This window comes from Chryseobacterium oleae, from assembly GCF_900115055.1.
Taxonomy (GTDB): Bacteria; Bacteroidota; Bacteroidia; order Flavobacteriales; family Weeksellaceae; genus Chryseobacterium; species Chryseobacterium oleae.
On record NZ_FOVD01000001.1, the window covers coordinates 555,211 to 571,516 of the forward strand.

The 16,306-nt window shown below is 39.9% G+C and carries 9 protein-coding genes; 2 read left to right on the plus strand and 7 right to left on the minus strand.

Annotated features, from left to right (window positions below; translation table 11 throughout):
- Positions 1 to 106: 106 nt before the first annotated feature.
- Together BM143_RS02500 and BM143_RS02505 are read right to left on the minus strand one after the other, a co-directional pair.
- Positions 107 to 7,252: an RCC1 domain-containing protein gene (locus BM143_RS02500; RefSeq protein ID WP_167375227.1), complete on the minus strand. Its 7,146-nt coding sequence runs from the start codon at positions 7,250 to 7,252 to the stop codon at positions 107 to 109.
- Positions 7,253 to 7,307: 55 nt separating this feature from the next.
- A complete protein-coding gene (locus tag BM143_RS02505) occupies positions 7,308 to 8,483 on the minus strand; it encodes an autotransporter outer membrane beta-barrel domain-containing protein (protein WP_139221968.1) in 1,176 nt (391 codons plus the stop codon).
- A gap of 890 nt (positions 8,484 to 9,373) precedes the next feature.
- Between BM143_RS02505 and BM143_RS02510 the strand changes: the two genes are divergently transcribed.
- Positions 9,374 to 9,844 carry a hypothetical protein gene (locus tag BM143_RS02510; protein ID WP_090022663.1) on the plus strand — a complete coding sequence of 157 codons (471 nt, stop codon included), beginning with the start codon at positions 9,374 to 9,376 and terminating at the stop codon, positions 9,842 to 9,844.
- Positions 9,845 to 10,024: 180 nt separating this feature from the next.
- On the opposite strand, the gene BM143_RS02515 is transcribed toward BM143_RS02510, so the two are convergent.
- A complete protein-coding gene (locus tag BM143_RS02515) occupies positions 10,025 to 10,252 on the minus strand; it encodes a hypothetical protein (protein WP_090022664.1) in 228 nt (75 codons plus the stop codon).
- A 306-nt stretch (positions 10,253 to 10,558) separates the two neighbouring features.
- On the opposite strand from BM143_RS02515, the gene BM143_RS02520 reads away from it, so the two are divergent.
- The gene (locus BM143_RS02520; RefSeq protein WP_090022667.1) at positions 10,559 to 11,005 is read left to right on the plus strand and encodes a GNAT family N-acetyltransferase; all 447 of its coding nucleotides are present in this window, start codon (positions 10,559 to 10,561) and stop codon (positions 11,003 to 11,005) included.
- Positions 11,006 to 11,773: 768 nt separating this feature from the next.
- Here the strand turns inward: BM143_RS02520 and BM143_RS02530 are convergent.
- The 4 genes from BM143_RS02530 to BM143_RS02545 form a co-directional block, all read right to left on the minus strand.
- Complete coding sequence (locus BM143_RS02530) at positions 11,774 to 12,358, minus strand: hypothetical protein (RefSeq protein ID WP_090022672.1); 585 nt, start codon at positions 12,356 to 12,358, stop codon at positions 11,774 to 11,776.
- Positions 12,359 to 12,855: 497 nt separating this feature from the next.
- Entirely contained in the window at positions 12,856 to 14,394 is a 1,539-nt protein-coding gene (locus BM143_RS02535; RefSeq protein ID WP_090022674.1) for a hypothetical protein, read from the minus strand.
- A gap of 250 nt (positions 14,395 to 14,644) precedes the next feature.
- Positions 14,645 to 15,256, minus strand: coding sequence for a hypothetical protein (locus tag BM143_RS02540; protein ID WP_090022677.1), 612 nt, complete (start codon positions 15,254 to 15,256; stop codon positions 14,645 to 14,647).
- 28 nt (positions 15,257 to 15,284) lie between these two features.
- The gene (locus BM143_RS02545; RefSeq protein WP_139221969.1) at positions 15,285 to 16,091 is read right to left on the minus strand and encodes a hypothetical protein; all 807 of its coding nucleotides are present in this window, start codon (positions 16,089 to 16,091) and stop codon (positions 15,285 to 15,287) included.
- Positions 16,092 to 16,306 lie beyond the last annotated feature (215 nt).

Genomic DNA, 16,306 nt, shown 5'->3' on the forward strand with positions numbered 1-16,306 from the left:
TTTGAGCTGCTAAAAATACAGATTCCTCTTAAAAAAACAGCGCCACTTAAAAGATAAGTGACGCTATTTTTTATAGATCATGCTTCCGCACTTTCATTGATCATGTTTATCGCTTGATCACTTTTACCGTTTTTACGAAATCATTCACTGCACTTACTTTCAACAGGTAAACTCCTGATGCGAAAGCAGAAACATCAATGGTTCCTTTGGTATCGTTGATCGCTTTTGTAAGCACATGCTGACCCGCCGCATTGTAAACCGTAACGGAAAGTATCTTTTGGTCAAAAGAAACCGTCAGGATATCACGTACAGGATTCGGGTAAACTTTCAGCTGATCTACCTTTGGTGCTACTTCACCAGTACTTAAAACGATCCCTGTAGGACAGCCAATAGGTGTGAAAATTTTTCTTTCAACAAATGTTGCATCACCTACCTGACCGGTGTTATTACGTCCAAAACCTGCTAAAAATCCATTGGTATTGATAACAAATCTGTTGTACATATTCGCTGCAATGCTTTTGGTATCCGTAGCTGTTCCTATCTGAGTAGGAATAAGTCTGCTGGTTGTGGTTCCGTCTCCTAATTGTCCATAGTTATTATATCCCCATGCCCAAAGAGTTCCATCTGTTTTGACTCCCATCGAAGAATGAAGATAATCACCAATAACAGTCTTCCAGTTGGTATCGGTTCCTATTTGTGTTGGAGTGCTTTTGGAAACAGTGGTTCCATCTCCTAATGCTCCGTAAGAATTATTTCCCCAGGCCCACAACGTACCATCTGTTTTGAGTCCCATCGAATGAAAATATCCTCCTACAGCATTTTTCCAATTGGTATCTGTTCCAATTTGAACCGGTACAGAAGTAGTCCCTGAAAAGCCTAATTGCTGCAGGTTGTTATACCCCCAACCCCATAGTGTTCCGTTGGTTTTTACTGCAATAGTGTGCATTCCTCCCGGACCAATAAATTTCCAGTCATTTGCGGTCCCAACTTGGGTAGGCACCTTTTTACTCACGGTTGTCCCGTCACCTAATTGACCATCCGCATTCATACCCCATGTCCAAAGTGTTCCATTGGATTTTAAAGCTACTGTAAAATTATCTCCGGCACCAATACTTGTCCAGTCTGTCGCTGTTCCAACCTGTGTTGGTACATTTTTATTGATGGTTGTATCATTACCTAATTGTCCGGATTGGTTAGCGCCCCAAGCCCAGATTGTTCCGTCTGTTTTGAGTGCTACAGAGTGATACATCCCGCTGACTACTTTCACCCATCTATTTGAGGTTCCTACTTGTACAGGGGTATTTTTTGCAAATGTACCACCATCTCCAAGCTGTCCGAAATCATTATTTCCCCATGTCCATAGCGTACCGTCTGTTTTGATTCCCGCAGAATGACTATATCCTGAACCTACATTATCCCAACATCCTGTTGTATTGGCAGGAAGTGTTGTAAAAGAACCTCCCTGTACCCAGTCATTTTGGTTGGATCCACAATTAGATGCTACCCACCAGTAGTACGTGGTACCAGGTAATAAGTTGGTTAAATTGGCTGCTGTAGAAAGAGCAGTTCCATTTCCACCTCCAATAACCGGACTAAGATTATAAAGATATAAATATCCTCCAGTCGGTGCTGATGTTGGTGCTACCCAGTTAATCGTAGCCGTTCCGGAAGTGATATTGGAAGTATATAGCTGACTTGGAGGGTTACAAGATACAGAGCAGATAACAGAAACAAATGCGTTCTTTTTAACAAGAGTTCCATCTCCTAACTGGCCTACTTCATTGGCACCTGCTGCTTTCAGGAAGCCATCCGTATTTAAAGCTAATGTATAATATCCTCCTCCGGAGATTACGCTAAAATCATTAGCATTTGAAATAGAAAACGTGTTTGAATTATTGCTGGTAGTGCTGTTAGCCAGCTGACCAAAATAATTATACCCACAGGTAAACATATTTCCTGTTGTCATTATTCCTACGGTATGATGTCCTCCTGCATCAACGCTTTGAACTCCATCAGAGACAAGTGTCGGTACTAATCTGTTGACATAGGTACCGTCACCAAGCTGTCCCTGGCTATTGTCTCCCCATGTATACAGTATTCCGTTCGCAGTTTTCGCTGCAGCATGCATAAATCCTGCAGAAACATCAGCCCAGTCAGTATTGGTTCCGATTTGCTTAGGTAGGTTTCTTTGGGTTGTTGTCCCGTCGCCCAGCTGACCATTGTTATTATATCCCCATGCCCAAAGTGTACCGCCGGTTTTTACCGCAAGAGAAAAATCAGTTCCTGCTGCAATACTTCTCCAGTCGGTTGCAGTTCCTATTTGGATAGGAACATTCTTATCTGTAGACGTTCCGTCACCTAACTGGCCATACTGGTTACTTCCCCAGGCCCAAAGGGTTCCATCTGTTTTTAATGCTAGTGTTTGTCTTTTTCCAGTCGCAGCATCTGCCCAGTCGGCAGCTGTTCCGATTTGTGTTGGTGTCGTTTTATTCACAGTGGTTCCGTTTCCTAGTTGTCCCACAGAGTTATACCCCCAGGACCAAAGCGTTCCATCTGTTTTAAGTGCCACTGAGTACTGGGCACCTGCCATAATTTTTTTCCAGTTGTTTGCGGTTCCTATCTGTTTGGGAACATTTCTGTCAAGGGTTGTTCCATCACCTAACTGGCCATACTGGTTGCTTCCCCAGGCCCAAAGTGTTCCATCTGATTTGATTCCTAATGAATGCGTTTCACCGGCCATAATTTTTTGCCAGCAACCTGCCGGAGAGAGCGTAGTGAAAGATCCTCCCTGTACCCAGCTGCTTTGGCTGGATCCACAATTGGATGCCATCCACCAGTAGTAGGTCGTATTAGGCATTAGATTGGTAATATCGGCTGTTGTAGCGATCGTATTTCCGTTAGGACTTCCCATCGTTGAAGAAGTTCCATAGGCATAGATATATCCTCCGGTAGGCGCTGTTGCCAGTGGTGACCAGTTAAGCGTAGCCGTTGTAGAAGTGATATTGGAAGTAGATAACTGACTAGGAGGGTTACATGGAATACAGGTAATAGAAACGAATGCATTTCTCTGAATCGTTGCACCATCACCTAATCGCCCTCCCTCGTTATTTCCAACAGCTTTTAAGTATCGATCTGTATTTAAAGCTAAAGTATGGAATGCTCCTGCAGAAACCACACTATAATCGCTGTCGTTTCCTATGGCAAGCCAGTTCGGGTTATTAGTCGTCGTGTTATTCCCCAACTGACCATAATTATTGGCTCCGCAGGCATATAGTTTTCCGGCTGTAGTTACGGCTACGGTATGATATGCTCCTGCAGCAATACTTTTGATGCCACCCATTATACCTATCGGTGCCAAACTGTTCGTATAGGTACCATTACCAAGCTGCCCTTTGTCATTTCGTCCCCAGGCATAAATTGCTCCACCTGTGTTGAGTGCTGCAGAATGGGTATATCCGGCTACAACAGTTGACCAGCTATTTGCTGTTGCTATTTGCGTAGGCAGGATTCTATCGGTGGTTGTACCATCACCCAACTGTCCGTAATTGTTCAAGCCCCATGCCCAAAGTGTATTATCGGTTCTTATTCCCAGAGAAAAGCTATCCCCTCCTGCAATACTTTTCCAGTTCGTTGCTGTTCCTATTTGCGTAGGTAATGTTTTATTTAAAATAGTCCCGTCACCTAATTGTCCGTTTCCATTATTTCCCCAGCCCCAAAGGGTACCGTTGTTTTTTACCGCTAAAGTATGGTTCACCCCGCTGCCAATATCTGCCCAGTCGGTACCTGTTCCTATCTGTGTAGGTACATTTACGTTAGTGGTGGTTCCGTTTCCTAGCTGACCTACTGAATTGTAACCCCATGCCCATAGCGTTCCGTTGGTTCTCAGTCCAATTGAATACTGAGCACCTGTCACAATTTTTTTCCAGTTGGTTGCTGTTCCTATTTGCGTTGGAACATGTTTGTCGGTATTTGTTCCATCACCTAGCTGCCCATCGCTGTTAGTTCCCCAGGCCCAAAGTGTTCCGTCTGACTTTATCCCTGCAGAATGGGTACTGCCTGCAGCAATACTTTGCCAGCAGCCCGTAGGCGGAAGTGTCGTAAATGTTCCTCCCGGTACCCAATCACTTTGAGTGGATCCGCAATGAGACGCTACCCACCAATAATACGTGGTACTTGGTAATAAATTTGTTACATTAGCTGTTGTAGAAATAGTTGTATTATTAGTATGACTGGCACTTCCAACATTGAATGAAGTACCATATTTGTACATATATCCTCCGGCAGGTACTGTTGCTGGTGCTGACCAGTTAAGCGTAGCCGTTATAGAAGTAATATTGGAAGCAGACAACTGGCTTGGAACAGGACAGTCTGTAGGACAAGCGATGCTTATCGGTGTGTAAGAACCGGCCTGAAATCCATTTGTACCATTACCCAACTGACCATTACTATTATATCCCCATGAATACAGAGACCCGTCAGATTTTAAAGCAATTGAATGATAATCTCCTGCTGAGATACTGTACCAGTTACTATCTGCTCCGATACGTTTCGGTGCAGTTCTGTTCGTGGTCGTCCCATCCCCTAATTGTCCGTAAATATTTTTACCCCAAGCCCAAAGTGAACCATCGGTTTTAATGGCCAATGAGTGTTCTGTATAACTATCAATACTTTTCCAATTGGTATCTGTTCCAATTTGTGTAGGTACATTTTTATTAGTGGTAGTCCCATCCCCTAACTGTCCGTAAACATTACTTCCCCAGGTCCACAAAGTTCCATCCGTCTTTATTGCTATTGAATACTGTAAACCTGCAACAGCTGCTTTCCAGTTGGTATCTGTCCCTATTTGTGTCGGTACCAACCCATTGGTAGTATTCCCGTTACCCAACTGACCACTGTCATTATTACCCCAGGTCCATAGCGTGCCATCTGTTTTCAAAGCTACGACATGTTGGCCTGTTGTTGATATCGAGGCCCAGTCTGTTGCTGTACCAATTTGTACAGGAGCTGATTTATTGATTACTGTTCCGTCTCCTAAAGATCCTTTACTGTTACCACCCCAGGCCCATAGTGTACCATTGGTTTTCAGTGCCAGTGTGGTTTCAAATCCGGCTGCTATAGTTTTCCAGTCTGTAGCTGTACCCACTTGTTTAGGGATAAAGATAGCCGTAGTATTGCCATATCCTAACTGACCGGCATTATTGAATCCCCATGTCCAGATTGTACCGTCCTTTTTTAAAGTAGCGGTATGCTGTCCGGCTGAGATAATATGCTTCCAGTTGCTGGCAGTTCCTATTCTTTTAGGCATATTATAAAGAATAGACACATCTTCTCCAAAATTGCCTTCGCCCCAGGCCCAAAGGCTACCATCGGCTTTAATAGCAAAATTACGGAAGCCACCTGCCTGTATTTCCTCAAAACATCCTGAGAAAGGAAGTGTTGTAAATGATCCTCCCGGTACCCAACTGCTTTGGCTGGATCCGCACTTAGATGCTACCCACCAATAATATGTAGTGGATGGCGATAAGTTGGTTAAACTTGCTACGTTAGAAACTACAGTACCATTGGAACTGCCCACAGTTGAAGCAGTACCATAGGCATATACATATCCCCCACCAGGTGCCGGTGTTGCCGGAAACCAATTAAGAGTAGCTGCCGCAGAAGTGATATTGGAAGTATACAACTGGCTTGGAGGCGTACAGTTTGAAGTACATGCAATAGAAGTGATGGTAAATTTGGAAGAGGTAGTACCATCACCTAATTGACCCGTATAATTAGCTCCGCATGCTTTCAGGAAGCCCTCATTATCCAAAGCTAAAGTATAGTACCCTGACATAGCTGCACTCACCAGTTTATAATTGGTAGCAGATCCTACCGTAATCCAGTTCTTTTTATCAATGCCTGTACCATCACCAAGCTGACCATACTCATTGGCACCGGAAGCAATTAAAGTTCCGGTTGTTGTTACTGCTAAGGTGTGATAAGATCCTGCAGAAGCACTTTGAATACCACTACGTACAAGGGTTAATGTTGATCGGTCTGTAATGGTATTATCCCCAAGTTGTCCTTTGTGATTTCTTCCCCAGGTATAAAGTTGCCCATTAGTATTTACTACTGCAGCGTGGGTGTATCCGGCTGAAACACTTGCCCAGTTTGTAGCTGTTCCTATTTGTGTAGGTACCATTATGAATGATGCAGTACCGCTACTCAGCATTCCATAAACATTTATACCCCAGCCCCAAAGCGTACCGTCAGTTTTTAATCCAAGAGAAAAATCCTCTCCTAATGATATACTTTTCCAATTGGTTGCTGTTCCGATTTGTGTAGGTGTATCCCTGTTGATATAGGTTCCATCACCTAGATGAGCGCCCATATTACGGCCCCAGCCCCAAAGTGTTCCGTTTGCTTTTATAGCCATTGTATGACTAATTCCGGCAGCAATATCTGCCCAGTCGCTATCTGTTCCTATTTTTGTAGGTGTGTTTCTAGAGATTGTGGTTCCATCTCCCAGCTGGCCTACCGGGTTCTCCCCCCAGGTCCATAGCGTTCCGTCGGTCTTTATAGCCACTGAATAGCTTAATCCGGCAACCACTTTTTTCCAATTATTGGCTGTACCTATCTGGACTGAAACATTTCGTTGAATATTAGTTCCATCACCCAGTTGTCCATAACCATTTTGACCCCAGGTCCAAAGTGTGCCATCTGTTTTTACTCCAACGGAATGACTACCGCCTGCAGTGACGCTCTTCCAACAACCTGCAGGTCCTGCGGGTTGTACATCAATAACGTTTTTGAAAACAGGTCCCCAGGTCCCGTTAGTATCTTTCACACGGATATTAAATGTATGCAATCCAATGGATGGCAGGGTAATTCCTGTCTTTACGATTTGCTCATAAGCCCTGTCAAAATTACCATCTGCAGCCAGAACTGCTGTTCCGTTTCCTGCTCCCGGATCGGTATCCCAGAAATATTCGGCTTGTGAAAGAGCCAGTAAGGGAGAGGTCTGAGTTTGCTGAACATCAATGACATTGGTAAAAACAGGTCCCCAAACCCCGGTATTGTCTTTAATACGGATATGGAGTTTATGCAAACCATTACCTGGTGTAGCAATCCCCGTTTTGGTCAGTTGCTCAAAAGCACTGTTGAAATTCCCATCCGCAGCTAAAACGGCAGTTCCGTTTCCTGTACCCGGATCGGTATCCCAAAAATACTCGGCCTGGCTTACGTACATTTGTGCCGGGCACAATATGATCATAAGCAAAGCGATTATACTATAGATATATTTATTCATATTGTTCTATCATTAAGAATTATTTGGAAAAACCTGAACCGGTGATGTTCAAAGTTCCACTGTTGATGGTTCTTGGAGTTACCAGATAGTTCACCTGAGGTTTTCCTCCGCTGTCTGCGGGCCAGTAATTAGCCCAGCTGTTAGAACCTCCGTAATGCCCGGCGTCGTTTCTGGTTAAGTCTAAATCGGTATAGCTTACGTCAGGATTTCCAGCATCTGCATTCATTCCGCTTATAGTGTAATCCGTATTGTTGAAGTTCATATTTACAGATCCTGAATTGTTACTTTGGCTCATATTTCCTTCTGTTACAAATGAGTTGGTAAATACATTATAAGAAGCTGTCACAGTAGCGTTATTGTTGTTTTTAATACAAACATTGGTTGTTCCCACCACGAAAGAAGCTGCATTGTTCATAATGGCAATATTTCCGGTGTTTCCATTATTTAAGTTGATGAAAAATGGTGCTACATCACCGCCATTAGGATCATAGATGGTATTGTTAATGATTTCGTTGCTGCTACCTGTTTTAATAGCATACACAAATACCCCACGACAAAAATTATTGTAGAATTTAAAATTATAATTAGACTGTGAGTGCGTTAATCCAAAATCAGATTTATTTCCATACACTTCTATATCTGTTGTTGCAGGAACTGTATCTGTTGTGGTAGAGTTGGCAGAAATCGACTGTGCTTTATTAGCTGTAATTCTTCCATGGGAAAAACTAATCCCTCCCGACACTGTAGAACCCGAAATATTCGTGGTTGTATTGGCTTGGTTGGTATTTACATTATTTAAATAACAGTTATAAAGGTTTATCGTAGTTCTTCCACCAGTTGACGGTCCACTTGCCACAACGTTGTAGATGGTAAAGTTCCCTGAACTCAAACTACTAATATTCACTACTCTTCCTGCTGCAGGATTGATGGTAATGGTTCCCTGAATGAAATATTTATTATAACTGGTCTCAGAGACAAAAGTCAGTGATTTGTTGATCGTCAGATTTTCTACATAGGCAGTCCCGTTTGTTTTGGGCTGAATGATGATGCGGTCTCCGTCTGAAGCAGCTGTTATGGCTGCACTTACGGTAGAATAAGCACCGCCGGCTCCACCGTTTCTAACATACAGATCGGCTGCAAAAGCCATGGTCCCGGATAAACCTGTCATGGCCATGATAAGTAGTTTTTTTGTCATAATAGTAAAAAGAATAATTGGTTTAACATTAAATAGATACTTGGATTTTTTTAATACTTCAGCTGACTTACCTATTGAAAACATTCACAAAATCAAATGAATTCATAGGCATACACGAGCTCTAATCAATGAAAAGCCATTGATTTTGAAAGTATTTTGGTTGATCAAAAGAGTGTAACATCATCACTGATACAACAGCATACTTCCTCAAACATCACTAAAGCCCCTTCTTTTTCCGAATCGATAACAGAAACGCCTGTAATATTTTCATTACATAGCATAGTCTCCATCTGATGAATGGAAATATTAGAATCAGCCGTATCGGTTCAATACGACTTGTGCTCTAGAGAAATTTTGAGTACTTACTGTGTTTTAAATTGTTGGAAACAATGAGTAGTGATGAATGGGTAAAATGAAATGCAGTGTAGTTGTGTTCATTTTCATGATAATTAGTTTTCAAGGTTAGTTTTTGGTTTTTAGTTTTTTTTTGAAACAACCATTATCCAGCAGGATTTTATGTTGTTGAGTGCAAAAATATATTTTTATTGTGAATCCATCAAATAGTTGATCAGAAAATAATATTTTTTTGCCTATTTGTGGTACCTATGTATTTTTTAGAGGCAAAAATCAGAATTTTATTTTTTTATTTCAATATATATTAAACTTTACGAAAAATATTTTTATCCGAAATTAGACGAAGAAGTTGGAGGTCAGAACATTTTTTTCAAACAAAAATTAATGGATCCTGGAGTCACAAACTGAAGTCATCCTCTGCCCCATGTCCGATTATTGTAATGGACATAAGAGAGATGCCTGCATCAGTGTCGATTTTTAACAATATCTTTCAAAAGAAAATCATAAATATTCCGTTTAATTCTTAAATTTGGCCAATGCAAAAGAATTTTTATCTCATCATTATATTATTTTCCCTTAGCAGTTGCTATACGTATCAGGTTAAAAAGCAAGTGGATCCTGTGTCCGATCATAAGCAGGAATCTAAAAAGAATGCAGCTTCTGTTAATGATGCTTCTATGCCAATGAAAACTTCAATAGCGGAATCTCAAAACCCGAATTCACAGCCAGCACCTGTTCCGGTTAATGTTCAGGAGAAACTTGCTCCTAATAAAAAATTTAAAATTGACGTTGATGGCAAGAGCTATAAAATCATCGTTGACAAATGGGAAAGCGACAGTCTGGTGGCCCATCCGATTAGTAATCCTAAAAAAATTCTGAAATTCCATAAGAACCAGATCAATGGTGAGAAAATTGCGGAAAAACGCTTTTCACAACCTATAGCTGATATTATTACGGTGACTGCTTATGCGGGAATTGGGGTTTTAATATGGTCGCTTCTTAAATAGATTTCAAAAACAATATATATAATAAATCCTGACGTGAGTTGGGATTTTTTTGTTATCCATCACATACTGATGCGAGCCTTTGGCTTGTATCCGATTATAGTTCTAGGATAGAAGTGGGATGCTTTCGGCAGCAAAGGGATTAAATAAAGAAAAAGCCCTCTCTAAGAGAAGGCTGATAGCTTAAGCTTTAGATTTCTTTGTCTCATCTGTTGCCTTTGATCTCGGTCTTGGTTTAATCATATTTAGGATTTTATTGCCCACTAAATTGTATGGATCGGCGGCAACAAAAGAAAATCCATCTATTGTCCTTATTATAGTTCCACCTTTGGGATGTGACTCAAATGAACAGATGTGATTAAAATTAACAGAGATAAGCAAATTATTAATTTGTTTAAATTCGATAAGCATGGTTGTAGTTTTTTATGGGTTATTATGATCAAATCTAAAGAAATATTTAATTTTGACAATAGACACTTTAAAAAATCACCCAAAAGTGTAAGACAGATCCAGACAAGCTATCTTCTACATTATTGATAATTCTCCTCTTTGTATTCTATCTTCCACGATACCGTAAATACTTGGATTTCATTCGATTAGAGTTCTTAGGCAAAAGTATTACGCTTGCGCCAACTGAAAACAGCAGATATCTAATGTAATATACTAAAACCGTAATTACAAAATTTCCTGTATCTTGGTACTACCCAACACCTATTTATGAAAATCATCAATTACACCAAAATTTTCAGAGAAGATTGTATCCAAATCTTTAAGAGTAATCAACCTAAATTTTTTGCGAGCGAAGAGTTGCCGCTCTTTGAAAGCTTTCTGGATGATGATACCGAAGAGAATTATTTCGTGGTAAAAATCGATGGTCAGGTAGTAGGATGTGGTGGATTTTTCTTAGATACAAGGGATCATCTTGGAGGATTATCCTGGGGAATGGTTCATGCCGATTACCATGGAAAAGGAATTGGAAAAGCCTTTACCCAATACAGAATCGATTTGTTAAGAAAAACGTATCCTTCCATACCCTACAAAATTGAAACCTCACAGCATACCGCTGAGTTTTATGAAAAGAATGGGTTTAGAACGATAGAGATTGTTCCGGACGGATTTAGTAAAGGAATTGATAAATACACGATGATCATGGACGTTATTTAGCCTTACTGTATTCCAACAATTCTGCAAGTTCAGGTACATACGGTGATTAATAGTTTCAGTCACAAAAACAAAAATCCCTCAACTCATCGAGGGATTCTAAATATATCAATTACTAAATCCTTTACTTCAATTTCAGAAAGTAAACTCTTACTACTTCTTTATTTCATCAGCTTATCTGATCTTTTGCACCAAAATTTCCCTATCAGAAAACCAATCGACGGAAATAGAAAAGAACTGCACATCCCAATCAATAAAAAGGAAAAATCATTATCAAACAATGGAATATTTAAAAAACTTAAATAAGTCCAATGCATATTCAGCCAATAATGCACCAGGAAAAACCCTAATGTCCAATTGTCGCCACTGAATATAGAAGCATTTCCAGTGCCTCCATTTGAAACGATATACCCCAATATTAAAAGCAGATTGACGAAAAATATCCAAAGAACAGACCGGTATTTCATTTGATGTTTCGCATTAAGAAATCCTCCATACATAGTCAGCAATAAAGCTATCATGAAACATACTGTCCGTGAAGCTGACAAATTTTCAACACCAGACAAGGCAAAATTCCACCCTAAAGGAATGCATAAAAGATACAGCAGCATTGAATAATTGATCTTCATCGTTTTTATTTGGCTTTAAGTTCTTTACAATAGGAATTTGGTTTTGGACACCTACTCTTACTTCTTTCAATAATACTTAAAAGTTTTTAAGTATTCGGTTTTCCGATGAACAATTATTAAAACCTGTATACATCCGGCTATTCTACTCCTGCTGTATCCATTCAAATTTCCCGTCTTTCAAATAGATGATGCCACCGCCACAGGCTTCTTCCTGATGAATGAAAATTCCGTCATTGGGCAGTTTGATTTTATCGGATTCCTTTACCTCTTCATCGCTCATGATGTCTCCATTTTCATTGACGTTATTCCAGTAGATTTCACCTTTGGGCGCTTTTTCAAATACGCCGACCCAATCGATATCATCAAATCCCTGACCCAAAATCTCTTTTCCCATGCCGAGATATTCCACTTCTTTGTCGCCGAACATAATTTCCAGGCCGTATTTTTTATTGTCTGTGTTTTGAACAATTTTCACCGTGTCCGGTAAATGGTCTCCATCCAAATCGCAGGAAATTGTATTTGGACTGTGTTTTTGTGATAAAACCACGTTGTCCTTTGTATTGAGATTTGATTTTGGTGAATGATTTTCCTGCGGTTGGCTGGATGACTTATGATTGGTGGGTTTTCGGGTTATTTCGTTTTTGGGTTGTTGTTTTTTATCGTTCTTACAGCTTGAAATGCTCAGGGCAGCGAGAAGGGAAAGAATTAAAAGTTTGTTATTGATCATGGTATGTTGTTGATGGCGTGGTTAAGATATTTTTTAGATTTCAGACATCAGATTTCAGATTTCAGATTTCAGATTTCAGATATGGAAGTAGAGATTTGAGATTTTTTTTCGAATTTTAGGAGTTCGTGATGTTTCGGGATGTGGGGTTTAAACTAGGAACGACCTCTCAAATCCGTATACTGGATCAACTTCAAAACCTGTGTAAGAGATAAGCTTTTTTGACGCAAAGAAACTGATGATCCTGTTAATAAAGGGAAGCAAAGGCGGAATCAATTTCATTGATTCGATTAAGCGGATGTTGTATACCGATAGCTTCATCAGTGACGCAGTCATATTCTTTGCCTTCCTCAAAACTAAACGTTAAGAAGATGAAGCTTTGCGTTTAAAAAAGCTTATCGGTTCCCCAAATTTTGCAATTGATCCTAATTCCCTACTCTTACCCCTGAAACTCATCACTCATCATTTATAACCCATAACTCTTTTAAAATCAGACTACTTTATAAAGATTCATAAAATTCATACTGAAGATCAGCTTCTGTGATCAATGTGTTGAGCGGGCTGTAAAGATCTGTCTCTTCCATTTCTGCAAGGACTTTAGACTCCTGAATTAATTTCCCTTCCGGGTTAGAAATTTTAACCAGAATCCACTTTCCACTGCGTTCCAGCTCTTTGAAACCGTACTCAGATTTATATTTGATTTTTCCGCTTTGAAGGATGCCATCTTTTACCACCGATTTATTGGCCGCTTTTCCTTTGACATACTGCACAATCTGCCCCGTGAAACCATCCTCCTGTTCCAGCGGTTGGCTGTAGGTGTAAGTAATAGCTCCTTTCTCATCATAAACCGTAGAATTGTATCCACTCTGATCTGCATTAATCTTTGTTTCCACTTTTAATTTTTCCTCGTCCCTGAAAGATTTGGAATGTATTAAAAGACCATCCTTGTACTTCTGTTCAATAAGTCCTTCGTACAACGTTCCATCATAAGGCATACCGTCTTTATAAGCTAATGCGCCTTTTTGTTTTCCGTCCGGATGATAATATTTAATCTCCTGAGTCATTTCCTCTTTTACGAACTGCTCGGAAGATAATTTTCCATTTTCATCAAAATATTTATTCAGGATTAAAGAGCCGTTTTTATAAACATCGATCGCTGAGAAGCCGGAAAATTCATAATTAAACTGATAATCCTCGCCGTCCTGTGGCTTGTAATACTCAGTTTCCTTATCATACAGGTAGGTAAGATTACCGATCTGCTTACCCGTTTCATCATAGGTTTTCTGATAGCCGCCTTTTTTGTTTTTCTTGTCTTCCTGAAGAATTCCACCGTTTTTGGAGTAGATGGTAATTTCTGTTACGATTCCGTCTTTGTTCTGTTTTTCAATTTTAGAAACCTTCATCGGGTCCTGATAATACTCCACCAAAACCTTATCGCTGGAATTCCCGGTGCTGTTTGATCCGATATATTTCCCTTTATCGCCATAGTATTTAGTTTCAAACAGTTCTTCTTTGCTGTTGCTGATGGTTTCATAACGGATTCCTTTAATATCTTCATCATATACAACCGATTTGAAACTGTCGGGAGTATCATACGTGGTAACCGTATTGTTATAAGACATTTCTTCCGGGTTTTTATAGTTGTAGATGGTCCCTGTAAACGTACCGTCCGCTTTATACACCAGATCCTCCTGAACTCTTCCCTGCTGATCAAACGTCTTAGCCGGTCCTACCTGGTTACCTCCGGAGAACGTCCCTGTACTCAGTACTTTGCCTTCCGCAGTGTACCATGTGATTTTACCTTCATAGACTTCATTTCCCGGTGTAGCATCAGAAACAAGGCCTTCCATCTGAAGTGTTCCGTTCTTATAAAAGTCTCTGATTAAAGTGAGTTTTCCATTACGCTCTGTTTCCCGGTAATACTGCATTTTGCTCTGAGTGGTTTTCTCCCAGTTTTCATCAAAGTACAGTTTTTCCTGTGCACTGACGTGGATGCTTATGATCAGGGCAAAAACCGCTGATGTAAATAATTTTCTCATATTTTTAAATGGTTTAGACAGGCAATTTCACCTCCTCTCCTTATAGTTCTGCATCATCTTTTCCGGACCCATAGAAAAATTTCATCATTGTGTTTTGGTGTCCGAAATAATTATAAACAAAGATCTGTAAAAGCATCACCGTATAAAATCCCTGCTTTCAGCTAATTTGTGCCCTTACCCCCGTTTCGAAATAAAATAATAAAAGAGGAATGGATGGATGAGTTTTACAGATCTTGCTTGTTTTCATGGTTTATTTTTTCCGCCTTTCAAATTTACCCGTTTCCCTGATGAGGTATGACGAGTTTATGGTTTCTGATCGTCTCGATGCCCTATAAACGTTCTGCACCGAGATATTAGAACTGGAAATCGAGCTTGTGGTCGAATTCGAAAACCTGGGACTTCCATCATAAGCAACCAGCAGTTCGTCAATTTTTTTATAGTTTCTATCAAACGTTACCATAAGCGTTTTAAGTTCACTGTCCCTGTCGAGATAAGTCAATACAAAAGTTTTGAAGTTTCCGGGAAAGGACAGCTGGTAATTGACTGTAACGTTTTTACCGAATTTCAACCACTTCTGCAAACCCAGCTTTTCTACCTGTTCATTGGACAGTTTGGTATATACTCTTGCTGAAGGATGTTTTTTTCTATATGCTTCGTCAAAAGTCTCAAACCTGGTGGTTTCCGATACCGGTAATTCTTCCATTGGAACGTTCATAAAAGAAAACTGAGCATTTACTGAATCATTACGGGCAGCCTCAGCTTCATTGATGTATTGATTTTCTTTGTTCTCTGAATTCTGTATTTTTTCCTGGCAGGAAATCACTGTTCCTAACAACAAAAGATTAAAAACGGTCTTTCTCATTGTTTTACTATTTTCTCTTTCAACGGTTTTAACAATCAAACTGAATGGCTATTTCTGCTGCTTTTTTAATCAACTTTCCTTTTTTCGCCTGGGAAGAAAGATAGAGAATCACTCGTTCTTCCTCATAATCTCTGTTGGCCCCGAAAATAAAATCAGGTTTTCCATCCTTGTCAATATCTCCTATGAAAAGCAATTCAACAAAAGTATCATTGAATGATTCTTCCTGTAAGAACAAAGTTTCCGGAGCATTATTAGCTGACAAATAAAGCTTATAATCCTTTACATTCTGATAGAGTTCCTCTCCCTCATCTGTGTGTACTTTTTCTGATGAAAGCACTTTTCCTTCTGCCCGCAATGTATATTCTTCATTTCCAAAGCGGAATTTTAGTTTTTCTGTTGGCCAAATTTTATTCTTCGCAATTTTCACTGTCTTTATTTCACCCAATGTCAATTGTGAATGACCTATGAGTAAAAGACTGTTATTTTTAGAATGAATGATTTTCGTAGAATCTCCTGAACATTCAGAAAACCCTTTTGTGACGGTATAGTCAGCTTTACCCAAATAAAATTTTCCGTCCTTTTGATATAAGTCCAGCCAATCCTTTGCAAGTCCGTTGACTTCGTTTTCTTTTCCAAAGTCCCGGTATTCTCTAGGGAGAAGAATACTGATAGCCTCCATTGGTTCTTCAACCGGATTCTGTTTCAGATCCGTTGAATCTTTACTAAGCTGAACCTGTTCCTGAGGAGGTGCTGTTTTATTTTTTGTTTCCTGCTTTTTATCTTTACAGGAAATCGTCATGAGTAAGGGTAAAAAAATCAAAATTGTTTTCTTCATTGTTTTGCTCTTTTATTGATGATAGGCTTCCGACGATGGGCACACCTTCTGAATCAAAATTACATCTTATTTCATCTCCATTTTGATTATATAATTGGTCTCCACAAATACTAATGGCAAATTTGTGCAAAAAAATCATGATAAAACATCCCTGTTTTCAGCCAATTTGTTCAGTTTGGTCTCATCCCTGAAATTAGCTGAAAACAGGGATTGAA